Origin of the sequence: Lacticaseibacillus daqingensis (assembly GCF_003946115.1) — a bacterium.
GTDB lineage: Bacteria > Bacillota > Bacilli > Lactobacillales > Lactobacillaceae > Lacticaseibacillus > Lacticaseibacillus daqingensis.
This window is the reverse complement of the sequence record NZ_RHOH01000015.1, coordinates 18,558-39,812: the sequence shown is the minus strand read 5'-3', so window position 1 is coordinate 39,812 and position 21,255 is coordinate 18,558. Positions and strand designations below refer to the sequence as shown.

24 protein-coding genes are annotated in these 21,255 nt (G+C 53.5%); 11 read left to right on the top strand and 13 right to left on the bottom strand.

The window, feature by feature from the left end:
- The first annotated feature begins 98 nt into the window (after window positions 1–98).
- Both EKM88_RS12270 and EKM88_RS12265 read left to right on the top strand, forming a co-directional pair.
- The gene (locus EKM88_RS12270; protein WP_125706588.1) at window positions 99–473 is read left to right on the top strand and encodes a DUF1093 domain-containing protein; all 375 of its coding nucleotides are present in this window, start codon (window positions 99–101) and stop codon (window positions 471–473) included.
- Between the two features lie 520 nt (window positions 474–993).
- A complete protein-coding gene (locus EKM88_RS12265; RefSeq protein WP_125706586.1) occupies window positions 994–1,674 on the top strand; it encodes a DUF554 domain-containing protein in 681 nt (226 codons plus the stop codon).
- A gap of 49 nt (window positions 1,675–1,723) precedes the next feature.
- Here the strand turns inward: EKM88_RS12265 and EKM88_RS12260 are convergent, their stop codons facing one another.
- From EKM88_RS12260 to EKM88_RS12215, 10 genes are all read right to left on the bottom strand, one after another.
- On the bottom strand, window positions 1,724–2,134 hold the full coding sequence (locus EKM88_RS12260) for a peptide deformylase (protein WP_125706584.1): 411 nt from the start codon (window positions 2,132–2,134) through the stop codon (window positions 1,724–1,726).
- A gap of 166 nt (window positions 2,135–2,300) precedes the next feature.
- Window positions 2,301–2,519: a P8 family protein gene (locus EKM88_RS12255; protein WP_404819981.1), complete on the bottom strand. Its 219-nt coding sequence runs from the start codon at window positions 2,517–2,519 to the stop codon at window positions 2,301–2,303.
- A gap of 278 nt (window positions 2,520–2,797) precedes the next feature.
- Window positions 2,798–3,439 carry an SDR family oxidoreductase gene (locus EKM88_RS12250; RefSeq protein WP_125706582.1) on the bottom strand — a complete coding sequence of 214 codons (642 nt, stop codon included), beginning with the start codon at window positions 3,437–3,439 and terminating at the stop codon, window positions 2,798–2,800.
- 143 nt (window positions 3,440–3,582) lie between these two features.
- Window positions 3,583–4,161, bottom strand: coding sequence for a TetR/AcrR family transcriptional regulator C-terminal domain-containing protein (locus EKM88_RS12245; protein ID WP_125706580.1), 579 nt, complete (start codon window positions 4,159–4,161; stop codon window positions 3,583–3,585).
- A gap of 122 nt (window positions 4,162–4,283) precedes the next feature.
- On the bottom strand, window positions 4,284–5,210 hold the full coding sequence (locus EKM88_RS12240) for an ROK family protein (RefSeq protein ID WP_125706578.1): 927 nt from the start codon (window positions 5,208–5,210) through the stop codon (window positions 4,284–4,286).
- Window positions 5,211–5,234: 24 nt separating this feature from the next.
- Entirely contained in the window at window positions 5,235–5,543 is a 309-nt protein-coding gene (locus EKM88_RS12235; protein ID WP_125706577.1) for a PTS sugar transporter subunit IIB, read from the bottom strand.
- Window positions 5,544–5,546: 3 nt separating this feature from the next.
- The gene (locus EKM88_RS12230; RefSeq protein WP_125706574.1) at window positions 5,547–7,004 is read right to left on the bottom strand and encodes a 6-phospho-beta-glucosidase; all 1,458 of its coding nucleotides are present in this window, start codon (window positions 7,002–7,004) and stop codon (window positions 5,547–5,549) included.
- 85 nt (window positions 7,005–7,089) lie between these two features.
- Window positions 7,090–8,427 (bottom strand): PTS sugar transporter subunit IIC, encoded by a 1,338-nt coding sequence (locus EKM88_RS12225; protein ID WP_125706572.1) that lies wholly within the window; start codon window positions 8,425–8,427, stop codon window positions 7,090–7,092.
- A 196-nt stretch (window positions 8,428–8,623) separates the two neighbouring features.
- Window positions 8,624–9,376, bottom strand: coding sequence for a MurR/RpiR family transcriptional regulator (locus EKM88_RS12220; protein WP_125706570.1), 753 nt, complete (start codon window positions 9,374–9,376; stop codon window positions 8,624–8,626).
- A gap of 211 nt (window positions 9,377–9,587) precedes the next feature.
- Window positions 9,588–10,166 (bottom strand): uracil-DNA glycosylase family protein, encoded by a 579-nt coding sequence (locus EKM88_RS12215; protein WP_125706568.1) that lies wholly within the window; start codon window positions 10,164–10,166, stop codon window positions 9,588–9,590.
- Between the two features lie 519 nt (window positions 10,167–10,685).
- Between EKM88_RS12215 and EKM88_RS12210 the strand changes: the two genes are divergently transcribed.
- The 9 genes from EKM88_RS12210 (at window position 10,686) to EKM88_RS12170 (ending at window position 19,271) form a co-directional block, all read left to right on the top strand.
- A complete protein-coding gene (locus EKM88_RS12210) occupies window positions 10,686–11,537 on the top strand; it encodes a PRD domain-containing protein (protein WP_125706566.1) in 852 nt (283 codons plus the stop codon).
- Between the two features lie 170 nt (window positions 11,538–11,707).
- On the top strand, window positions 11,708–12,187 hold the full coding sequence (locus EKM88_RS12205; protein ID WP_125706564.1) for a PTS sugar transporter subunit IIA: 480 nt from the start codon (window positions 11,708–11,710) through the stop codon (window positions 12,185–12,187).
- A gap of 18 nt (window positions 12,188–12,205) precedes the next feature.
- Entirely contained in the window at window positions 12,206–13,636 is a 1,431-nt protein-coding gene (locus EKM88_RS12200; protein ID WP_125706562.1) for a PTS transporter subunit EIIC, read from the top strand.
- A gap of 19 nt (window positions 13,637–13,655) precedes the next feature.
- A complete protein-coding gene (locus tag EKM88_RS12195; RefSeq protein WP_125706560.1) occupies window positions 13,656–14,585 on the top strand; it encodes a DUF7916 family protein in 930 nt (309 codons plus the stop codon).
- 160 nt (window positions 14,586–14,745) lie between these two features.
- Complete coding sequence (murQ, locus tag EKM88_RS12190) at window positions 14,746–15,615, top strand: N-acetylmuramic acid 6-phosphate etherase (protein WP_125706558.1); 870 nt, start codon at window positions 14,746–14,748, stop codon at window positions 15,613–15,615.
- Between the two features lie 15 nt (window positions 15,616–15,630).
- Window positions 15,631–16,098, top strand: a complete 468-nt coding sequence (locus EKM88_RS12185; protein WP_125706556.1) for a PTS system mannose/fructose/N-acetylgalactosamine-transporter subunit IIB — start codon at window positions 15,631–15,633, stop codon at window positions 16,096–16,098.
- A 12-nt stretch (window positions 16,099–16,110) separates the two neighbouring features.
- Window positions 16,111–17,688, top strand: coding sequence for a PTS system mannose/fructose/sorbose family transporter subunit IID (locus tag EKM88_RS12180; protein ID WP_125706554.1), 1,578 nt, complete (start codon window positions 16,111–16,113; stop codon window positions 17,686–17,688).
- Between the two features lie 21 nt (window positions 17,689–17,709).
- Complete coding sequence (locus EKM88_RS12175) at window positions 17,710–18,402, top strand: N-acetylmannosamine-6-phosphate 2-epimerase (protein WP_125706552.1); 693 nt, start codon at window positions 17,710–17,712, stop codon at window positions 18,400–18,402.
- An 11-nt stretch (window positions 18,403–18,413) separates the two neighbouring features.
- Entirely contained in the window at window positions 18,414–19,271 is an 858-nt protein-coding gene (locus EKM88_RS12170) for a MurR/RpiR family transcriptional regulator (RefSeq protein ID WP_125706550.1), read from the top strand.
- A 298-nt stretch (window positions 19,272–19,569) separates the two neighbouring features.
- Here the strand turns inward: EKM88_RS12170 and EKM88_RS12165 are convergent, their stop codons facing one another.
- The 3 genes from EKM88_RS12165 to EKM88_RS12155 form a co-directional block, all read right to left on the bottom strand.
- Window positions 19,570–19,857, bottom strand: a complete 288-nt coding sequence (locus EKM88_RS12165; protein ID WP_125706548.1) for a type II toxin-antitoxin system RelE/ParE family toxin — start codon at window positions 19,855–19,857, stop codon at window positions 19,570–19,572.
- A complete protein-coding gene (locus EKM88_RS12160) occupies window positions 19,854–20,144 on the bottom strand; it encodes a type II toxin-antitoxin system RelB/DinJ family antitoxin (RefSeq protein ID WP_225418480.1) in 291 nt (96 codons plus the stop codon). Before EKM88_RS12160 ends, EKM88_RS12165 begins: the two co-directional genes overlap by 4 nt.
- A gap of 141 nt (window positions 20,145–20,285) precedes the next feature.
- Window positions 20,286–21,215 carry an L-lactate dehydrogenase gene (locus EKM88_RS12155; RefSeq protein WP_125706546.1) on the bottom strand — a complete coding sequence of 310 codons (930 nt, stop codon included), beginning with the start codon at window positions 21,213–21,215 and terminating at the stop codon, window positions 20,286–20,288.
- Between the last annotated feature and the right edge of the window lie 40 nt (window positions 21,216–21,255).

Sequence of the window (21,255 nt, the reverse complement as noted above, 5' to 3'; positions counted from 1 at the left end):
CCACCACTAGGTGACAAAACTGGAAGGCGAAAGCGCTGGTATCGTCACCGCGAACGGGCTATCATAAAAACATCGAATAAGAAATGAGGCATTGACCCATGAAAAAGATTCTTGGCATTTTGCTCCTGGTCCTCGTGCTGGCCGGTGGCTGGTTCGGCTTTAAATACTACAATGACACCTACACCGGAACGGTCGGCTACGCCAAAGTCACGACGACCCCAGAAAAAAAGGAAACCGTTGACAACCAGGGCGTTGTCCAAAAAGGCTACTACTCATATAATTACAGTTTTGATTTTGTGATGGCCGACGGGACGACCCAGACCCAAACCTTCGAAGTGACCGGCAAGGATCCTCAGCCCCTGACCGTGGGCAAGTACATCAAGGCCAAGATCAGCAAGAAGCGCGTGCTTGAAGGCCCGAACTATGTCGAGGCCAGCGCGATTCCTGCCAAGGCGCTCGCCAAAATTCAATAACCCGACCAAGATCAGCCCAGTGCTGATCTTTTTTTGGCCCAGCGCGGGGTGCCGCTAGCATAACACCCCGCGCTAGACACGGAACAATTTCCGAATCACGGGTCGTCCCGAGACCGCAACCGTGCAGGAGCCTGCGGTGTGTGGGTGAATCAAGGGCACCAATTCCGGCAATTTTCATGCAATCGGGACGGTCTATGGCTTGGGTGTGGCCGCGATTGGTCATTATTTGATGGGACCAATGTTTTTTATGTTCCTTTGCAACCAGTGTGCAAGGGTTTACGGAATGACCAGCTAGGCTTATAATGACACTGTCATTGCATAACGATTCCGCGGGTGTCACCCCCCAGCGCTGATCCATCGACCAGCGTGTTGACGCCCGTGTGTCAGGTTCGCCTGACGTGAGTTGACCGGCCCAGCCTTGCTGGGCTTTTTTGATGGTCTGCGCCACCCGCCCAATTTCCCCCACCACCGCCCCGCCACAAAGCGTACAATGGAGCAATACGACACCGGAGGTAGCAGTATGTGGGGAACCCTGTTTAACACCGCCATGATTATTGGCGGCACGGCGATCGGCGCCGCGTTCAAGCGTGGCATCGGCGACAAATTTCACACCATCCTGATGCAGGCGATGGGCCTGGCCGTCCTAGTGCTGGGCGCCAATACCGCCATTCAGGCCATGCCGCACAGCAAGTACCCCGTCCTGTTCCTGGCCAGCCTCGCGCTTGGCGCGGTGATCGGCCAGGCGTTGGACCTTGAGGCGCGCTTTGACGGGCTCATGCACCGCAGACACGCCCAGTCACAGCTCGCCTCGGGGTTGGCGACCGCCATCTTACTATTTTGCATCGGCACACTGTCCATTGTCGGACCGATGCAGGCGGCGCTGAACCGCGACTACACCTTCCTGTTCACCAACGGCACGCTGGATTTCATCACCGCCATCGTCTTAGCCTCGACGTTTGGCCTGGGCATCATGCTGGCGGCGCCGGTGCTGTTCACCTGGCAAGGCAGCATTTACCTGCTGACGCTGCTGTTGCGCGGCACCATCTCAAGTGCCTTGATCACGGAGCTGTCCGTGGTCGGCGGCGTGTTGATCTTCGCTTCGGGTGTCAACCTGCTGGGGCTGACCAAGATCAGCACGCTGAACCTGTTGCCTGCGCTGGCGGTGCCGCCGGTGTTTTTCATCCTGATGCACTTTTTCTAAAAGAGACAACGGCGCCGCCCCCACTCGATCGGGGACGGCGCCGTTTGCGTTAGATCACGATGCCTTCACAGTGATCCACCTCGTGTTGAATGATCTGCGCGACAAAGCCGGTGAAGGTCTGTGTCTGCGGCTGGAACTGCTCGGTCAAAAAGTGCACGGTGACGGTTTCGTACCGCGTCGTCGGCCGCTCGCCCAAAAGCGAGAGGCAACCTTCCTGTGTCTGGTACGGGCCCGTTTTGGCCGTGATGACCGGGTTCACCATCGGCACGTTGAGCGGCCCCATCGCCACGATGATGGCGCGCACCGACACACCGATCATGTTGGCCGCCATGCCAACGCACCCCGCGCGGTTGGCCGCCAGCGTGTCCTTGAGGTCTTGGATGACCGCCGCATCCTTGGGTGTCGCCAGCCGGCTCGGCCGGGCCAGCAGGGTCTGATCGCGGTTAATCGCTCGAATCATGATGCGCCTCCTTGTGTGGTCCCTTCATCCTACGCAATCCTGGCAGAGGCGTCAACTGCGGCGGCAAGCGCTGCACGAGCTGGTGGCTATTCAGAGCGCCTGATTGCCAGTCTACACACATCAAAAAAAGCACCACAGCTTTCGCTGGGTGCCTGGGGGCGAGACGCTACTTCTTCAGCAACTTCTCGGCCAGTGCCTTCACGTCATCATCGGACATGTCTAGGACTGGCTTCATTTCTTCCTCAGTCTTGATGGTATCGCGGCTGTTTTGCTCCATGTAGTAATTCCACAATGCGTCGCGAACCGGGGTCTCGCTGTCGCTCCAGTCGAACACCGTGTTCATAGGTTCATCAAGCACTAACGTCTTTTCAACATCTGCTGCCATGATAATTCCCTCCATTGTCTATTTACTTTGTTGCACGGCCTCATTATAACGCGTTTCATGGGGGATGGCGCAAGAAATTAGCACTATCGGAATTCAAGTGCTAATAAAGTGATATCGGTTTTCTTATATGCGCGGTGCAAAACACAGTGATTGCAGAAAAAAGCTAGGTCACCAAATGACCTAGCTGGGTCGCCAACCATGACGCTTATCGGTCATGGCCGGCAGATTTGATTCGCCGGCCAGCCTCACACGCGAGGCTGGCCCGCTTTATTCCCGTTTCAGTAAAACGACGGCTTATCCCCATCCGTGTCGGGCTGGTTGACCCCCAGCGAGTGGCGGACCGCCTGCTCGGGGTGGTTGATCAAGCGCACCACGAGGTCGGCGATACTCTTGCGCGAAACCTCGGTGCCCTTGAACGGCTCACCCTTTTGGGTCAGCTCGTAGCTGACGAGGTCGCGGTTGGACAGCCAGGCCGGGCGGATGATGGTGTAGGCCAAGTCGCTGGCCTCGATCACCTGAGCGGCCGCGGCGTAAGGCTCCAGGTACCCGCCGTCCAGCTGCTGGTGGTTCCAGCGGCCGAACGCGCCTGGCACTTCGTCGTAGATCCCGAGGGTGGAGATCCAGATCAGCCGCCGCACCCCAGCGGCGTCCATGGCCTGAACCACGGCCTTGGCCTGCGCGGCGATGTTGTGGCCGGCCAGATTGGCGTACACGACGTCGACACCGGCCATGGCGGCCTGCAGGCTCAGTGGGTTGCTGGCGTCCCCTTCAATGATCGTTTCACGTGTGACATCCGTCGCCGTCAGCCGGTTGGCCCGGCGCAAAAACAGACGCAGCTGGTGATCCGTGGTGGTCAGCAGTTGGTGGGTGGCCAGACGGGCGATCTGCCCGTGGGCGCCCAGAATTAAAATTTTACTCATGATAGCCTTCCTTTCAGCGCGCGGCCCAAGCGGGAACTGCGTGCTTGATCATGTGGCGCGAGGCCACTTACCGATTCACAAGGCTAGCCTACCACTGCTTTTTAGTAAGCAAAACGGACAGTTCGCGCGAACTGTCCGTTGGGTCATTGGGCCAAGGCGATCGGATGCTTGGCGCGGGCCAAGAAGCCGTTGAAGCCATCGGTCAAAAAGGTGCTCAGCTGCGCCTCAAGCGTGGTCACCGGCGGCCGCTTGAGGTCGTTGAGCCAGGCCTTGAGGGCGGCCACGAACGCGTGGCTCAGCATCCCCTGCAAAAAGGCGATGTAGACCTCATCCACGGTGACCGTTTCGGCCGCTCCCATGTCGTGCAGGATCTGCCCGATCATGTGTTGCAGGTGCCCAAGGATAACGTCCTCCGGCGCATTTTGCTCGTCAATGGCCAGGGCCACGCGGTAAAACGCGGCGTTGGTGGCAAAATACGCGAGCATCGTGTGCAGCGTGCGCGGCCAATAGCGGTAATTGCCGCAGTACTGCACCGCGGCGTCGATTTCGTGCTGGTAAATGTCGCCCAGCACATCGTACTTGTCGCGGTAGTAATCGTAGAAGGTCTGACGCCTTAGCCCGGCCGTTTTCATGATGCTGGTGACGTTGATCTCGCTAAATGGGGTCCCCACCACCAGCTGCTTGGTGGCTTCGGTGATACGCTGTTGGGTCTTGGTGGCCATCTAGATCCCTCCTTGAACTGAAGTCGGCTCAAGTATACCGCTTTGGGGCGCGGCTGCCCATCGTGTCAAGACGTACGCACAAACACCCACCCCGCGGGAGGTGTGCGGGATGGGTGTCGTCATCAGGCCTGTGTTAGGGGGTACACGGCGCCGATCAGGCCGGCATTGTTGCGCAGCCCGGCCGGCATCAGCTTGAAGTGAAGGCGTGGGCTGACGCGGTTGAGACTTTCGTGGCGCGCGATGAACTCGTCAAAGTGCACCTGCAGCTCGGCCATGAAGCGATCGTTGGCGGAGATCCCACCGCCGATCAGGATCCGTTCAGGGTCCAGCGTGCCGATCAGGTTCAACAGCATCACGGTCACGTCATCGAGGTACTGGCGGTAAATCGGACTGGCGATGCGGTCGTGCTCATGCGCCAGGGCCAGAATGTCCGCGGCGTCGGCCAGCGGCTGGGCCATCGGCGAAAACTGCGCCAGGCTAGCGTTGTAGCGGCGCACCAGGCCAGATACCACGGCGGCGGAAAAGTTCAGCGAGGCCGCCTCAAAGTTGTGCGTGTAATCGAGGTCGTGGGTGATGCTCCAGCCGATTTCACCGGCCATCCCGTGCGCACCGCGGTACACAGCGTTGTTCAGCACGATGCCGCCGCCGATCCCAGTGCCGAGCACCAGGCAGATATAATCGCTGACGTCTTGGGCGTTGCCGAGCCAGTGCTCGGCAATGGCCGCCGCGTTCGCATCATTTTCGACGTGCACCGGCAGGTCAAGCATGTCGCTCAGGGTCTGGGCCAGCGGGAACTCGTAAAGGCTCATGACGGCGCCGCCGGTGATCATGTAGCCGTCTTTGGTGATGATGCCGGGCGCGCTGACGCCGATGCCGGCAATGTCCGCGTCGGCCTGGTAGCGGGCCACGGTTTTGACCAGCGCATTCAGGTTGTCCTGGCGCATCTGGCCGGTGGGAAAACTGCCTTGGTCGCGCAGCGCCCCGGTGTCGGTCACCAGCGCGTACTGCGTGTTGGTGCCGCCGATGTCAAAGGCCACGTAATTCGTCATGTCTCATTCCCGCTTTCTCTCTCGTTAAGCCAGCAAGTCAAGCGCGCTGGTCAGCACCTTTTCACCGTTCATCATGCCGTAATCCTGCATGTTGATGACGGCCACCGGCACATCCACGCGGCCGCGCACTTGCGCCTCCATGTAGCGCACCTGTGGGCCGAGCAGCAGGACATCCGGGTGGTCACTCGTCATCTTGTTGTCAATGTCGCTGGCCGGAATGGCGAAAATGTGCGCGTCAACGCCCTTCGCTTCTGCGGCCTTGTTCATTTTGGACACCAGCAAGCTGGTGGACATGCCGGCCGCGCAGGCCAGCATAATCGTTACTTTTGCCATCGTTTAAGACTCCTTTGGGGTGACCGCCGTGAGGTCGTCACCGTTCGTTGCGATCACTTGTTGGTACCAGTAGTAAGAATCCTTCTTGTAACGCGCCAGGGTGCCGGTCCCGGCATCGTTTTTGTCAACGTAGATCACGCCGTAGCGCTTGTCCATCTGACCGGTGCCGGCGGACACCAGATCGATGATGCCCCACGGGGTGTAGCCGATCAGGTCGATGCCATCGACTTCAACGGCCAGCTTGAACTGCTCGATGTGCGCGCGCAGGTAATCGACGCGGTAGTCATCGTGCACCTGGTGGTCTGCGGTCAGCTGATCGATCGCGCCAAAGCCGTTCTCCACAATGAACAGCGGCTTGCGGTAACGGTCGGTGAACCAGTTCATCGCGTAGCGCAGGCCGACCGGGTCAATCTGCCAGCCCCAGTCGGAGCGGGCCACGTGGGGATTTGCCACAATGTCATTGGCGTCGCGGTAAGCGTACGAGGCCGGCTCGTCCGCCTGGGCCTGCACCGCCATGGACATGTAGTAGGAGAAGCCGATGTAATCGACCGGCCCCGCCTGCAGCACATCCAGATCGGCCAGCGTGATGTCCAGGTCGTAGCCTTGGGCGTGCTGGTAGTTGGTCAGCCACGCCGGGTAGCGGCCGTTGCACTGGACATCGGCGAACCAGTAGCGACTTTGCATCGCGCGCTCCGCCTTCATCACATCTTCAGGCTTGGCGCTGGCCGGGTAAAACGGCACCATCGCGATCATCGCCCCGATCTGGTTCGCCGGGTCGACTTGGTGGCCGACTTGCACCGCCAGGGCGCTGGCGACCACTTCGTAATGGGCGGCCTGATACATCACGGCCGCCGCGTTTTCCCCTGGCTTGATCAACAGGCCGGAGTTCGTGAACAGGGCAAAGGTGCTTGAGGCGTCCGCCTGGTTGTTGATCTCGTTGAAGGTCATCCAGTAGTGGACCTTCCCCTTGTAGCGCTTGAACACGGTGGTCGCAAACTTCACGAAGAAGTCGATCACGCGCCGGTCGCGCCAGCCGCCGTACTCAGTCACCAGGTGGTACGGCATCTCGAAGTGTGACAGGGTGATGACGGGCTCAATGCCGTTGCGGTGTAACTCATCAAACAGGTCATCGTAAAACTGCAACCCCGCCTCGTTCGGTTCATCCTCATCGCCATTCGGGAAGATCCGGGTCCAAGCGATCGAGGTCCGAAAACACTTGAGCCCCAGTTCCTTGAACAGCTGCACGTCTTCCTTGTAGCGATGGTAGAAGTCGATGGCCTCATGGTTCGGGTAGTTTTCCCCCGCGACCACCCCATCCGTGATCCGGCGGTCTACGCCGTTGGCGCCGGCGGTCATCACATCAGCCACGCTGACGCCTTTGCCACCTTCCTGCCAGCCGCCTTCCAGTTGGTGCGCCGCAACCGCGCCGCCCCAGAGAAAATCTTTGCGTAATTTCGCCATCAGCGTACTCCTTTATCAGTTGTCATTGTCGCGTGAACAAACATAGCCATCCGCCAACGCTTGGCCAGATGGCTACGGAAGTTAATTAGTTCTTGCTTGATCCATCGATCGCTTCACCAGATTCAACTGCCACGTTCAGCGCGTCTTGCTTACGGGCGAACGGCAGGTAGATGAAGAAGGTCATGACCAGCATCAAAGCCTGCCAAGCAGCGGCTTGCCAGCCCCCGATCAGGAAGCCGGAAATCACTGGTGGCGTGGTCCAAGGCACCATTGTCCCTGGGAACAGCCCGATCAGGCCGAACCGAAGGGCGAAGTAGGTCAGCGTCGCAGACAGCAGTGGTGCCAGGAAGAACGGGATCCCGAGGATCGGGTTCATGACGATTGGGCTGGCGAACAGGATCGGTTCATTGATGTTGAACAGGGCAGGCGCGATGGACAACCGGCCCAAGTCCTTCCACTGCTTGGACTTCGCGAAGAAGACCATGAAGATCACCAAACCGATGGTCATCCCAGAACCGGTCACAGTCATGAATTGGTCCATGAGCTGTTGGGTCACAATGTGGCCGCCGTTAGCCGTGGTCAAAGCCTTACCGGCGTCCAAGATCTTTTGGTTTTCAAGCGCATTGGCCTGCAACAGTGGGCCCATGATCCCGCCGACGATCGTGGCACCGTGCACCCCGAAGAACCAGAGGAATGGCACCAGGAACGCGATGGCGAGCGTGCCGCCGAAGGAGTCAGTCAGCCCTTGCAGTGGCGTCTGGATGAAGCTGTAGATCCACCCCGTCATGGTCGTGTTCAGCAGCTTGTCGAAGAAGACGTAAACGCCCAACCAGCCGGTGATCAGGACCGCTGCCGGGATCAGCGCGGTGAAGGAGCTGGCAACGTTAGCCGGCACCTGTTCTGGCAGCTTGATCCGAATGTCTTTTTTCATGAACCAGGTGTAGACGAGCCCCGTGATCATCCCAACGATGATGGCGGCGATCATCCCTTTGCCACCCAGCCAGTCGCGGTCGATGAAGCCGGTTTGGGCCATCTGATCCGCAGTCGCGAGAACCTTGCCCCCGACCGTAGCCGGGTTGCTTGGCCGCATCACAAGCAGGAAGGAGATCCCAGCCAGCAAGCCGGCTGGCAGTGGTTCGTAACCCGCGGACTTGACCCACGAGTAAGCGATCCCGATAACGGCGATGAACGCCATGATCGCGAATGATGCGTTAAAGGCAACGTTCCAGTAAGCGGACAACCCTGAGTTGGTCATCCAGTCGGCAACGTGCTGCTCCGGGAAGTTCGCCAGGATCAGGAAAATCGACCCGACGATCGTGAATGGCATGACGTACAGCATCCCATCACGCAGGGCACTGATTGCCCGCGTGTTCACGAACTTCATCACCGGAGGGAGCACTTTGTTGTTGATAAAGTTATTCATTACTAACAACCCCCGTTTGTCATTGAATAAGTGCTTATGGTCTGGCCAAGACCTTGATGATTCATCATGCTTTTAGCATAACTGGTCCAGGTTGTTTTTGGAAGCGGTTGCCGATTTGTTGGAACCGGTTTCAGATAAAAATACCCGTTACCAAAATGTAACGGGTGACAAGTGGTCTAGGTTGCATTGCAGGGTCTCACTGTGACACGGGGCCGTTCAGCTCGTCCAGGCGGTGGGCGATCAGCTCGATCAAGTACACCACGGGCACCTGAGTGGTCAGGTTCAGATCCGCGTGGCGAATCTCCGGCATATAGTAGCTGATGCACAGATCCGCCATCTTGGCGAGCGTCGAGTTACCGGAATTGGTCACGGCGATGATCTTCACGTCTTCCGGCTTGATCTTGGTGACGAACTCCAGCGTCTGTTGCGTCTCCCCCGACACCGACATCACGATCACGACCGTGTCCTTGGGCAGCGGTGAGTTCGTCGGAAACGGCTGGAACGGGTCAAACACCGGTAGCGCCATTTTCCCCGCGTTGGAGAAAAAGCGCGCGCCGTACTGCGCCAGCGAGTTCCCCGAGCCTAAGCCGAAGAACAGGACCATGGGCGCGTGCGCGATCATCGCCATCGCCGAGTCGATCAGCTTGTTGAAGTCGGTGGAATTGACCTTGGAGAAAAAATCGACCAAGGGGATCGCAATGTCATAATGATCCGTGGTCTGAGCCGCCTGCTGGTTCTTGCGCTGTTGTTTGAGCGCAAACCGCAGCTCGGAGTAACCGTCATAGCCCATCTTGTCGGCAAACCGCAGGATCGTGGCCGTCGATACATGCGCGGCCTCCGCCAGCTGACGAATCGGCATCGTTTCCACCGCCTGTGCGTTCTTGATGATGTAGTTGTACACAACGGTCTCAATTTCGTTGAGCGTCTGTAGCTTGTCGTACGGAAACATCCTGCTCCCCCTTTACCCCTGGCTCACCACAATGGGCGCTGGCCGCACCGTCGGTCAACGTCCTGAATCATTGGGGCCGCGCTGGTGAACGGCCGCTGCCTCTATCATGCGCATTTGTGGGCTAAAACACAACCGTAAGCGGCAACATTGTCACCCCTAACAACGCCGATGACACAAAAACGGGCCTGCGTTCACCGCCACGCGCAGTCGCTCACCGGTACGCATGCCGCACCGCCTGGCGCAACGCCGGCAGCACCGTCTCACCGTACCAAGGGTTGCGATTCATCCAGCCATAGTTCAACGGGGACGGATGTACCAGCGGAAAGTTCGGCAGGTAGTCGGCGTAGTGGCGCACCGTGTCCGTCAGCGTGCGCTGCGCCGTTTTGCCCAAGTAAAACTTCTGCGCGTAGGCCCCAACCAGCAGCACCAGCTCAATATTGGGCATCAGCGGCCGCAGCAACGGGTGCCACTTCTCCGCGAAGCCTTTGCGCGGTGGCAAGTCCCCACTCTTGCCCTTGCCGGGGTAGTAAAAATCAAGCGGCATCACCGCCAGCTTACCCGCCGTGTAAAACTCATCGTGCGTCACGCCCATCCACTCGCGTAGCCGGTCCCCACTGGGGTCGTTCCAAAACACCATCGACTCCTGCGCCTTGCGACTCGGCGCCTGGCTGATCAGGAGCACCGTCGCACTCGCCTCGATGTGGTACAGCGGCTGGATCCCCGCCGCCGTGTACGCGGCGTTGGCCGGGTCCGCCTGGATCGCCTTAAAGATCTCGTCTGCTTTGTCCATTGAGCGCCTCCTGTTATGGGGTTTAGTGTACCACTGGAACCAAACCAATACTTGCCGTACTAAGTCGCCAGTAGACTACTTCAATCAAAATATCATTCCAGCAGTCTTGGCACCTGATGCGCACTGCAGGCTCTTCAAGCCAAATGGCGCCGTCTAGGTCAACATTCTTCCTGGATCAGGCCACCTAGTCGCCGGTTATCAAGTCGCCAAAAATTAAGCCAAAAATTTTGACCTCATTTCGACGTATTGGTACAGCACCCTACAGGCGCTATCTTTCTTCAAAAAAAGTAATGCTTGCCGCTTACCACTGGCAGGGGTTCCAGCAGCTATTGAGGGCCGCATTCGGTCAATCCCATGCGTACATTCGGTCTACCTCACGTCAAATTAATAACACCATGCCTCAGGAGAAAAAGTGGGCAGACTCAGTTGACATATTTTTTGAAATACTTTACGCTGTCTCAGTAAGCGCTTAACAAGAACCATCTGTTTGTCACCCCAAGCAACTCTCTGGAGACCATTTTGAAAATCCTACAGGTATTAAACAACAATGTTTTACTTGTAGAAGATGGCGATGACAAGCAGCAGATTATCTGGGGCAAAGGAATTGGCTTTAAGTCCACTGCAGGAACCGACTATGTTCCTCAGCCTGAAGATCATATTTTCTTGCCCGTATCACATGATGAAGAATGGGTCGACTCATTCAAGGAACTTGCAAGTGAGATTCCGCGATCGTACTTCGAACTCACGGATATGCTTGTTGGCATAGCCCGACAAAACATCCAAAAGGATTTCGATGGTCATCTCCTGGTCCCACTTACCGACCATATCTACTTTGCCGTCCAGCGTATGCAAAACGGCGTACTTCTACGAAATCCAATGCTGTTCGATATTCAGCGTTTCTTTCCCAAAGAGTATGAGGTCGGAAAGCGTGCCCTTGGTATGATTGAACGCCTGTCTGGCGTAACCCCGCCAGATGACGAGGCGGCCTTTATCGCGATGCATCTCATCGAGCATGAGCTGAACGGGGCTGACACTGCGGTCCATTCAGTTGCCGATTGCCTAGAAATCCTCGCCGGCGTCAATCAGATTATGGCAGAAGACTTCGGGAATCGCTTCTCGGAAAGTTCAGTCGCCACGTCTCGGATGGCCACCCACCTGTATTACTTGCTGCTGAGCACCCAAGCGGAGCACCGCAGACGCGGGCAAGCGAAGGCAGATAGGCAACTACTACGACAGATGTCGGCGCAGTATCCGGACGCCCGAAAAACGCTCGAACGAATTGTTGCTTACCTGGAACAGCATATCAGCTACCAGTTCAACGATTCCGATCGACTATTCCTCATCATCCACATCATTCATATCATCGATTAATGGCTTGTGACATTTAGTTGGCAATACTCAGTCGATGCGAAAGAGAGAGACTCTCTTTTGCGTTGCGGGTATTGCCTTTTTACTTACCTTAATTGCTGATTATTCCCAGATAATCTACTGTTTCGCCATATTCTACGCAACGGCTATTCACACAAATTTTGGAGGTTCCTATGTTTGGTTTAGGTAAAAAAGATACCCGAGTGGCGAGTCCATGTGCCGGTTCACTGCTCGACATCACCGAGGTCTCTGACAAGGTCTTCTCGTCAAAGGCACTGGGCGATGGATTCGCCGTCGTACCGTCTAATGGTGTCGTAACAGCGCCCGTTGCTGGGACAATCAACATGATTTTCCCAACAAAACATGCCATTTCCGTGAAGACAGCGCAAGGCCTAGAAGTTCTCATTCATATGGGCTTCGACACTGTCGAGCTAGAGGGCAAGCCTTTCACACTTCACGTCAAGATCGGCGACAAAGTCAAACCCGGCATGCCACTGGCTGATGCTAATCTAGCGCAAATAAAGGCGTCAGGGCGTGAGACCACCATCGTTGTTATCTACACTAACATGGCGTTACTCAAAAATTTCCCCAAAATCCAATCCGGTACAACGGTCACTGCGGCTCAAGTTTTGGGTGAGCTTCAATACAAGTAACTTTTCGAGGAGATAATCATGGAAAAATACGAAGAAATTGGTAAACAACTTATCGACGAAATGGGTGGGCTCAGTAACGTTCAAAGTGTTGCTCGCTGCTACACCCGCCTGCGCTTGCGGATCAAAGACGATTCGAAGGTACAACTCGAAAAGATAAGTAAGCTTGATGGTGTTGTCCAGGCAACTTCCTCTGATGGCAAACTTCAGGTTGTGATGCCCGAATACCTCGACAAAATCTATAACTATATGAGCGAGCAAATGGGCGGCGCGCCAACCACCACTACCAGCTCTGAGCCGGCACCCAAAGAGCCCTGGACACCTAAACGTGTCCTGAATAGTGTTTTAGATGCAATCTCGAACTCTCTAACGCCCATGATTGGTGGCTTAGCAATGACCGGGTTATTCCTGGCTCTGCTCAACCTGCTGACCGTCACTCATGTCATTGCCCAAGGTAGCCAGACATACATTCTGCTTCACATGATGGGGGACTCACTGTTCCACTTCATGCCATTCATGGTCGCATATGGCGCGGCGCGTTACTTCAAAGCAAATCCAATTCTGAGTCTGATTTTGGCCGGAATTTTGATGCATCCAGACTTTGCAAAGTTAGTGGCTGCCGGCGGCGCGATTCACCTTTTCGGTCTTCCAGTTGCAGCACTCAGCTACGAGACCACGCTTGTGCCAATCCTTATCACAGTTTGGGTCCAATCAATGATTGAAAAGCTCTTTGATCGCCCGTTCTTTAATAAACTAGGGCTCGTCAAAAACTTCCCAGTGCTATTGATTATGGGACCGCTGTCTTTGCTCGTTACCGCGCCAATTGGTGAAACGCTTGCGAGCTACATCGCGAACGGCGCACTCTGGGTCTACAACCAGGCGCCAATCGTTGGTATCACCGCACTTTCTCTGCTGATTCCCTTCTTCATCATCACCGGCTCTCACTGGGTCTTTTTCCCAGTTGCCTTTGCAAGTCTGAAAAGCCTTGGATACGATCCGTTCCTATGGGTCACCTTCGCGGTTTGGAACTTTGCTGAGTTAGGGATGACGCTCGCTATCTTACTCAAAGCTAAAAAGCGTAGCACGCGTAGTCTTGCGGCCTCTTCTGCATTCTCCATCGCGGCATCAGGCATAACCGAGCCCGCGGTCTACGGCCTAATGCTTAAAATGAAGAAGCCGATCATTCCGTCTGTTATCGCCTCCGGCATTGGTGGTCTATTCTTCAGCCTACTGCACGTTAAGGTCTTCTCGCTCGTTACCGTTTCTCTTTTGAGCTTACCGCAATTCATTAATCCTAACGGTGGCAACAATTTCGTCTCAGCGATCATTGGCGCCTTTATCACCGTTGCTGCCGGTTTTCTGCTCAACTACTTCTGGAAATTCGACGAGTCAATGTTCGACGATGACGAGACAGAGCCTGTGACCGATGAAACTGTAAATAAGAACGCCTAACGCCCAAGGAGAAAAGACTATGGTTAAACGACTTATCAGCGCTAGCACCAGTGATGCCTTACACTTTACCGGTGCAGAACTCAAACAAAGCATTAAGGCCTCTGAAGGCCGCATCATCATGAGTGAAAACATTGTCACCCAAGAGAATCTGGACAGCATCACAACCGCAGAAATTGCCGCAGCATTCGGTGCGGATCTAATTCTATGCAACCGGCTAGACGTCTACGATCCGAAGATCTTTGGTCTGTATCCAGGTGAACGCGATTTGTACGCCGCAGCCACCCACGATGGAAAAGAAAGTATCGATAGGCTCCGCAAATACACGGGCCGTCCAATCGGGATCAATATTGAACCCATTGGCGAAAACCCCAATATGCTTGAAAAGCAAATTGCCATCAAAGAAGGTTGCCGCGCAAGCGAGGCCGTCATCAAAAAGTCCGAAGAGATGGGCTTTCAGTTCATGGTTTTGACCGGCAATCCCGGTACCGGCGTCACAAACGAAGCAACCATTCACAGCATTACACTTGCAAAACAGTTCTTCAATGGTCTCATTATTGCCGGTAAGATGCACGCATCAGGAGTAGATGAACCTCTGATGACAACAGAGACCGCCAAGCAGTTTATCGAAGCCGGAGCCGATGTTATTCTGGCGCCAGCAGTCGGCACGGTTCCCGGCTTCAATGAAACCGAATTGACTGCCGTTGTTAAGCAAGTTCACCGCATGGGTGGCTTGGTCATGAGCGCAATTGGTACCAGCCAAGAAGGCGCTGGGCACGAGGTACTCCAACAAATCGCCATCCGTAACAAAATCTGCGGTGTTGACATGCAACATGTCGGAGACTCTGCGTGGGGCTTCGAATCCCCCGTTGAAAACCTCTACGCCGTTTCAAAGGCAATCCGTGGCGAGCGTCATACTATTCAACGTATGGCACGTTCGATCAACCGTTAACTCCCCTAATACGCCAACAACTCTCCGAAATTTTTCGGGGAGTTGTTTTTGCATGTCAATTTTAAAACGAGCGAAAAGAAACTTAGTTCTGCGTTTTTTTGGTTTTTTGTTGAAACTTAGTTCATCCAGTGCTAGTATCTCCTTGAAAGGAGGCGTTTACATGTTAGAAACAGAAGCAAGAAATCCTCAAAGCATGCATCTTCAATCCATGACGAATGTTGAAATTGCGGCGTTAATGAACCAAAAAAATAATGACATTCAGGCTGCTATTGCCCGCACTTACGAAAACATCAGTCTAACAGTCGATGCTTGCGTCAATAGCTTGAAGTCTGGTGGCCGAATTATCTACATCGGTGCCGGTACCAGTGGCCGACTAGGCGTTCTTGATGCCGCAGAGTGTGTCCCAACTTTTAACGCAGAACCAAACCAAGTTGTTGGCATTTTAGCCGGCGGGCACGACGCGATGTTTCAAGCTGCTGAGGGTGCCGAAGACAATGTGTCACTTGGAAAGCATGATCTCATTAAGCTTCATACAGATTCAAAAGATACGGTTATCGGTATTGCGGCAAGCGGCCGCACACCCTATGTCATTGGCGCGCTAAATTACGCCAATGAGGTTGGCGCAACTACGGTCGCCATCGCCAACAACTTTGGTTCAAAAATTGGGGCTATCGCAAAGATCTCTATTGAAGCTTCGACAGGTCCTGAAATTTTAACTGGATCAACACGCTTAGCTTCCGGCACCGTTCAAAAAGAAATTCTGAACACAATCTCTACCATCGCTATGATTCGCTTCGGTAAGGTCTATAGCAATTTGATGATTGACGTCAAGCCTAGCAATGAAAAACTAGAACGACGCGCTCGTGCCATCATTAAAGAGATCACTGACGCGACTGCTGAAGAAATAGAGCGTGCTTTATTAGATAGTGGCCATCACGTCGGCATAGCAATTGTAATGCTTCGAAACAGTATTAGCGCAGATGAAGCTAGTAAGTTACTTCAGACACACACAGTCGCAGAACTCATCTAACAGGAGGACTAACACATGGGAATTGCACTTATTCGTATCGATGAACGTCTGATCCACGGCCAGGTTGCTTACTCTTGGTCTAAAGATTATCCAGCCGATCAATATATGGTGATTGATGACGTTGTTGCACACGATGAATTTCAAAAAGATCTGTTAGAGATGGCAGTACCCTCAGGTAAAAAGTTTCTTGCCTTTGACACGCAAGAAGCAATCGATTATCTCAGTCAGCCTAACTACCCCTCAACGTTTATCGTGGTAAAAGGGCCAAAAGTCATTCTTGATGTTGTCTCCGCCGGCGTCAACATCTCATCAATCAATGTCGGTGGGATGTATTTCCGATCCGATCGAAAAGAGTACGCCAAGACAATTTACCTAAACGAAGAAGAAGTCGCCTTATTCAAACAGCTAGCTACCCTTGGCGTGCTACTGGATATGAGAACAGCACCATCAGACAACGTATTAGATCTCGCACAAAAACTTTAGGAGGAACCGAACATGTCAATAATGGCATCCATTCTACTAAGTATTTTCGTTGCTGCACTTATTACTGAAAATTACGGATTTGGGTACTGGATGATTAGTCGGCCAATCTTCGCCGGCCCGCTAATTGGTCTTCTCATGGGCGATCTTCACACTGGCCTTATTGTGGGCGCGAGTGTTGAGCTCATGTTCATGGGTGTACTGCCCATTGGTGGTTCCGTACCACCAAACGCACAGATTGCCGGTATTATTGGCACCATCTACGCCATTGAGTCACATTCCACTTCACTAGGGATCTCACTGGCTTTACCTATCGGCATTCTTGCCCAATTTCTGATTATGCTTGCTTGGAACGTCAACATCTATCTAGTTCACCGTGCGGATAAGGCAATCGAAAAAGGTGACACCAAACGGATGGAGTTACTTCATCTATCCGGTATATTAGTATTTTTCGCCATCTTCTTCATCGCATCCTTCCTCGCGATTCACTTCGGTAGTGGCTTCGTTAAAGGTATCAATGACGCAATGCCGGCCTGGGTATCGGGTGGCCTATCAATTGCTGCAGGTCTACTTCCAGCCATCGGGATGGCAATGCTCCTGAAAATGATGGACTTCAATCGGTACTGGGGCTTTTTCCTTGCTGGCTTTGTCCTCGCTGTTTATCTGAAACTCAACGTCCTTGCCATCTCTCTTCTTGGGCTTGCGGTTGCTGTTGGTATTGCATCGATTAGCAAGTCAAACGAAGCTACCTCTGAAACAAAAACAGAAACTGCAACCAATTCTGATGAACAACATTTACTGACCCGAAAGGATCTGTGGCATGTGTTCTGGCGTTCATTCTTCAGCATGTCAACAATTAACTATGAACGCTACATGAGCTTGGGAATTGACTTCGCGATGGTACCAGTTCTCCGTCGTCTGTACACAGATAAAGCAGAATACATCGAAGCGCTCAAACGCCATAATGAATTCTTCAACTGCCACCCATATACCGCACAAATTGTATTGGGCGTCTCCGCTGCACTGGAAGAACAGAAGGCTTTGGGAAAACCAATTACTGACGCCACTATCACTTCCACTAAGACTGCCCTTATGGGTCCGCTGTCCGGTATCGGCGACTCGGTATTCAAAGCAACCTTTATGACGATTTTCGCTGCAATTGGCGCAGGATTAGCAATGAATGGTAATATCCTCGGCCCCATTCTCTTTATCGTGCCAAACGTTGCACTAAATATCGCTTCTCGTTACTTCGGAATCTTCTGGGGCTATAAATTTGGCGTCAAGCTGATCAGCAAAATGAAGAACTCCGATTTAATTCAAAAGTTCGTTCAAGGCGCTACTATCGTCGGCATGATGGTAACTGGTGCAATGGTTGTTAACTTCGTCGCGATTAAGCTGACTGCAAAATGGGTGAGCGCCGGAAAAACCATTGAATTACAGGCGCTTTTGGACCAGATTTTCCCAAGCTTATTGCCACTGCTGATCACCTTACTGTTCTATCTTGGCCTGAAGAAAAACACAAAGGCGATCTACTGGCTGATGCTGATCTGCTTCATTATCGGTCTTGGCGGTAAGTTACTTGGTATTCTCTAATCGCAAATAGGAGTGTCAGATATGTTAAATCAAAAGATGTTGGAAAAACTGCATAATGGCCTGATTGTCTCTTGTCAGGCGCGCAAAGGTTGGGCAATGTACGGCCAAGAAATTATGGCAGCTTTTGCCGATGCTGCCGAGCGCGGTGGCGCAGTAGGAATTCGAGCTACTGAGCCTGAAAATATTCGCGCCATTAAGGATAAGGTTAATCTTCCGGTTATCGGTATCTACAAGCAGTGGTACGATGGGTTTGACGTATACATCACTCCAACCTTCTCCAGCGCAGAGGCTATTGCGCTTGCCGGAGCCGATATCGTTGCGCTTGATGGTACGCAACGAGTGCGACCGGATAACGCAACACTCCCAGATATCGTCTCGGAGATGCATAAAAAATTTCCAAATGTCATGATTATGGCAGACTGTGATAATCTAGAGAGTGCAAGGTATTCTGTAGCAAGTGGCGTAGATATCGTTTCTTCAACACTCGCTGGCTACACAAAAGAGTCTGAGGGCAACTCCGTCTTCAATCCAACCTTAATACGCGACATGACAACTCTCGGTGTTCCAGTGATAGCTGAGGGCCATATCCTCACCCATGATGAACTCAGGGCCGCTTATAGAGCTGGCGCAACCAGTGTGGTAATTGGTTCCGCCATTACCCGTCCTGAGGTCATTACGAAGGGGTTTGTGGAGTCAATTACAAACCTGAACTAGGAAGTGATTAGATGCTACTTAACCGCATCAAGGAATCCGAGAACCTATCTGATCGTGAAAGTAAGATTGCCGATTACGTACTAGCCAATGCTAGTCAGATTGTTCATATGACAATCAATCAGTTTGCCTTAGGCGCCGGTGTAAGCAAAGCCAGTGTTGTTCGATTTTGCCAACATTTTGGGATTAAAGGATTCAAGGATTTTAAGATCCGGTTAACTCAAGAAATGAGCAGTGAGGATGGCTTCCGATTCAATCTTGTTCAGAAGGAACATATCGGTCAGCTGACGCTTGCCGAATCTTTCTACAACGCAACCGCACTCGATCGCCAGGCCGTCGATGGGCTCACTGAGACACTCGATCTTAAGCAAGTCCAAGCCGCAATCGATGTAGTCAAAGACAGTACTGCTATCGCCGTCTTTGGCGTTGGTGCCTCGCTTATCGTGGCTGAAGATTTAACTCACAAACTCACAAAGTTGCGTCTACACGTTAGAACACACGCAGATTTTCATTACATGCTCTCAATCATCTTGTCAATGAGCCCTGGAGATCCACTAATTCTAATTTCTACGAGTGGTGAAACCGAAGAGATCATTCAACTAACGGAATTTGCTAAGACTCAGGGGATCACGGTGATCGCCATCACGACACTGCAAAAATCTTCACTGACAAAACTAGCCGATATCGTACTCTCAACCCCCGTACTCGAAGACGTATTCCGTGTCGGCAACATGGGGACGCGCATTTCGCAATTAGCTGTTGTAGATACACTATTCATGGGTCTTTATGAGACGATTGGCGACAAAGTTGTTGATGAATTCTACGAGTTAAGAAATGCCGTCATGAAATACAAGCGAAGTAACAAACATTAATTAATCTAGCTCCCACTATCTGGCCAGCGCCTAATGACGCTGGCCTTTCCTGTACGTTCAAATCATCTGTAATTGTACTTACTCGAACTAAAATCCAAACACGAAAAAACGAGCCTCTCACAAAGACGCTCGCTTGGCTCTATCGCAGTGTGCGGTTAATTCACTACGAATGAAGAACTTATTTTTTTTACGACAAAAATATACGAGATGCGCTTAATATCTAGACGCGCCACGGTAATAATGTGGCATTTTTGATTTCTCTCGAACGCAAAGGCCCGTATTTTTTACACGCGCATCCTCACAGCCTCAAAACCCGATGATGCGAACCCGTCTGAAGTAGCAAAACAAGCGTCCCATCTTCCTCAAGGGTATATTCAACGACCCAATCGCTCGCACGCTGGCCAACGTGCGAGCGAATTCCTCGCTTATTCCCCTTCAGCTCATGGTCCCACAACCGCGTCAACTCAGCGACGTTCTCCGTGACCAGCGCATTGATCGTCTGATCCAGTAGCGTCATGTTCCACCCTGCGCGCTTAAGGCGTTTATATTGCTTCTTGTACGTGGCCGTCAGTTCAATGGCTCTCATAATTGATCCATTGCCGCCTGATAATCGGTCATGCTTTGATAGCGCTCAGTTCGGCCAGCCTTCACGTCAGCCAAGGCGTCGGCTAACGTCGCTTCCAGTGGATCAGCGGCACTTGGCGTAAACGGCAAGCGTCCCTCACGCACAACTTGTTTGAGATAAATATTGATCCCCGTGCTAAGATCCATCCCCATGGCCTCAAACGTTTGCCGCGCCTGTTCCTTCGTCTCAGCATCCGTTCGCGCCTGAATCGTGACGCGCTTGTCTTTTGGTGTCATCTTCGTCGTCATATCTATCCCTCCTTTTATTTAGGTATAATACCATTTTTGATGACAATGTCAACGTTATTTACACACTCGTCAACAAATCACTCTGATTGATCTAAAAATAAAAAGCCAACCCCTTCAGGCTGGCTTCATCGCACGTCTAAACTAAAGCACCGACTGCAGATTGGCTTTGAGGATCTCCGCAGAGTCGCGCAGCCGCTTCATGTCGGCATCGTTCAGGTCCAGCTCGATGATGCGGGCCAGACCGTTGGCACCGAGCAGCACCGGGACGCCGATCGACACATCGTGCAGGCCGTATTCGCCGTCGAGATGCACGGACATGGCAAAGGCGGCGCGGTCGTCGTTCAGTACGGCGGCGGTCAGACGGGTGAGGCTGGCCGCGATGCCGTAGAAGGTCGCGCCCTTCTTTTGGATGATCGAGTAGGCGGCGGTTTTGACTTGGGTGCTGATCGCCTCAAGGTCCGCGTCAAGTCGGTTGGCCGGCACGTACTCGCGGATCGGCTGGCCGCCGATGGTGGTGAAGTCCCACACCGGGAACTCGGAGTCGCCGTGCTCGCCCATGATGTAGCCGTGAACGGAGCGCACGTCAACGTTGTAGCGGCGCCCAATTTCCGAGCGCAGGCGTGCGGTGTCCAGGGCGGTGCCAGAGCCCAGCACCTGGTTCTTCGGCAGGCCGGACAGGCGCAACACGAGCTCGGTCAAAATGTCCACGGGGTTGGAGGCCACCAGGATGATGCCGTCAAAGTCGTTGGCCATGATGGACTTGGTGATGCTGGTGATGATCGCAGCGTTTTTCTGCAGCAGCTGCAGGCGCGTCTCGCCCGGCTTCTGGGCCACGCCGGCCGTGATCACGACGATGTCGGCGTAGCGGCAGTCCTCGTAGCTGGCCGCGTAGATGTTTTTCTGGGACACGTACGGCAGGGCGTCGGCCAGGTCCTCGACATCCCCCTGCACGCGCTCGCGGTTGACGTCGATGATGCCGATGCTCTTGCCGACGCCGGTGGTCAGGCAGTTGAAGGCGTAGCTGGAACCGATGGCGCCGTCACCGATCAGGATAATATTGGCAGATTTCATTGGATTTTCCTCCTTTGAGAACTTTGCTCACTTCCTTGTA

Coding starts and splice junctions, on each gene's coding strand:
- EKM88_RS12250 (WP_125706582.1), bottom strand. CDS start 3,439: ATGAGTAAAATTTTAATTCTGGGCGCCCACGGGCAGATCGCCCGTCTG.
- EKM88_RS12245 (WP_125706580.1), bottom strand. CDS start 4,161: ATGGCCACCAAGACCCAACAGCGTATCACCGAAGCCACCAAGCAGCTG.
- EKM88_RS12170 (WP_125706550.1), top strand. CDS start 18,414: ATGCTACTTAACCGCATCAAGGAATCCGAGAACCTATCTGATCGTGAA.
- EKM88_RS12175 (WP_125706552.1), top strand. CDS start 17,710: ATGTTAAATCAAAAGATGTTGGAAAAACTGCATAATGGCCTGATTGTC.
- EKM88_RS12180 (WP_125706554.1), top strand. CDS start 16,111: ATGTCAATAATGGCATCCATTCTACTAAGTATTTTCGTTGCTGCACTT.
- EKM88_RS12155 (WP_125706546.1), bottom strand. CDS start 21,215: ATGAAATCTGCCAATATTATCCTGATCGGTGACGGCGCCATCGGTTCC.
- EKM88_RS12260 (WP_125706584.1), bottom strand. CDS start 2,134: ATGATTCGAGCGATTAACCGCGATCAGACCCTGCTGGCCCGGCCGAGC.
- EKM88_RS12235 (WP_125706577.1), bottom strand. CDS start 5,543: ATGGCAAAAGTAACGATTATGCTGGCCTGCGCGGCCGGCATGTCCACC.
- EKM88_RS12165 (WP_125706548.1), bottom strand. CDS start 19,857: ATGAGAGCCATTGAACTGACGGCCACGTACAAGAAGCAATATAAACGC.
- EKM88_RS12200 (WP_125706562.1), top strand. CDS start 12,206: ATGGAAAAATACGAAGAAATTGGTAAACAACTTATCGACGAAATGGGT.
- murQ (WP_125706558.1), top strand. CDS start 14,746: ATGTTAGAAACAGAAGCAAGAAATCCTCAAAGCATGCATCTTCAATCC.
- EKM88_RS12215 (WP_125706568.1), bottom strand. CDS start 10,166: ATGGACAAAGCAGACGAGATCTTTAAGGCGATCCAGGCGGACCCGGCC.
- EKM88_RS12220 (WP_125706570.1), bottom strand. CDS start 9,376: ATGTTTCCGTACGACAAGCTACAGACGCTCAACGAAATTGAGACCGTT.
- EKM88_RS12270 (WP_125706588.1), top strand. CDS start 99: ATGAAAAAGATTCTTGGCATTTTGCTCCTGGTCCTCGTGCTGGCCGGT.
- EKM88_RS12205 (WP_125706564.1), top strand. CDS start 11,708: ATGTTTGGTTTAGGTAAAAAAGATACCCGAGTGGCGAGTCCATGTGCC.
- EKM88_RS12240 (WP_125706578.1), bottom strand. CDS start 5,210: ATGACGAATTACGTGGCCTTTGACATCGGCGGCACCAACACGCAGTAC.
- EKM88_RS12195 (WP_125706560.1), top strand. CDS start 13,656: ATGGTTAAACGACTTATCAGCGCTAGCACCAGTGATGCCTTACACTTT.
- EKM88_RS12225 (WP_125706572.1), bottom strand. CDS start 8,427: ATGAATAACTTTATCAACAACAAAGTGCTCCCTCCGGTGATGAAGTTC.
- EKM88_RS12160 (WP_225418480.1), bottom strand. CDS start 20,144: ATGACGACGAAGATGACACCAAAAGACAAGCGCGTCACGATTCAGGCG.
- EKM88_RS12255 (WP_404819981.1), bottom strand. CDS start 2,519: ATGGCAGCAGATGTTGAAAAGACGTTAGTGCTTGATGAACCTATGAAC.
- EKM88_RS12185 (WP_125706556.1), top strand. CDS start 15,631: ATGGGAATTGCACTTATTCGTATCGATGAACGTCTGATCCACGGCCAG.
- EKM88_RS12265 (WP_125706586.1), top strand. CDS start 994: ATGTGGGGAACCCTGTTTAACACCGCCATGATTATTGGCGGCACGGCG.
- EKM88_RS12230 (WP_125706574.1), bottom strand. CDS start 7,004: ATGGCGAAATTACGCAAAGATTTTCTCTGGGGCGGCGCGGTTGCGGCG.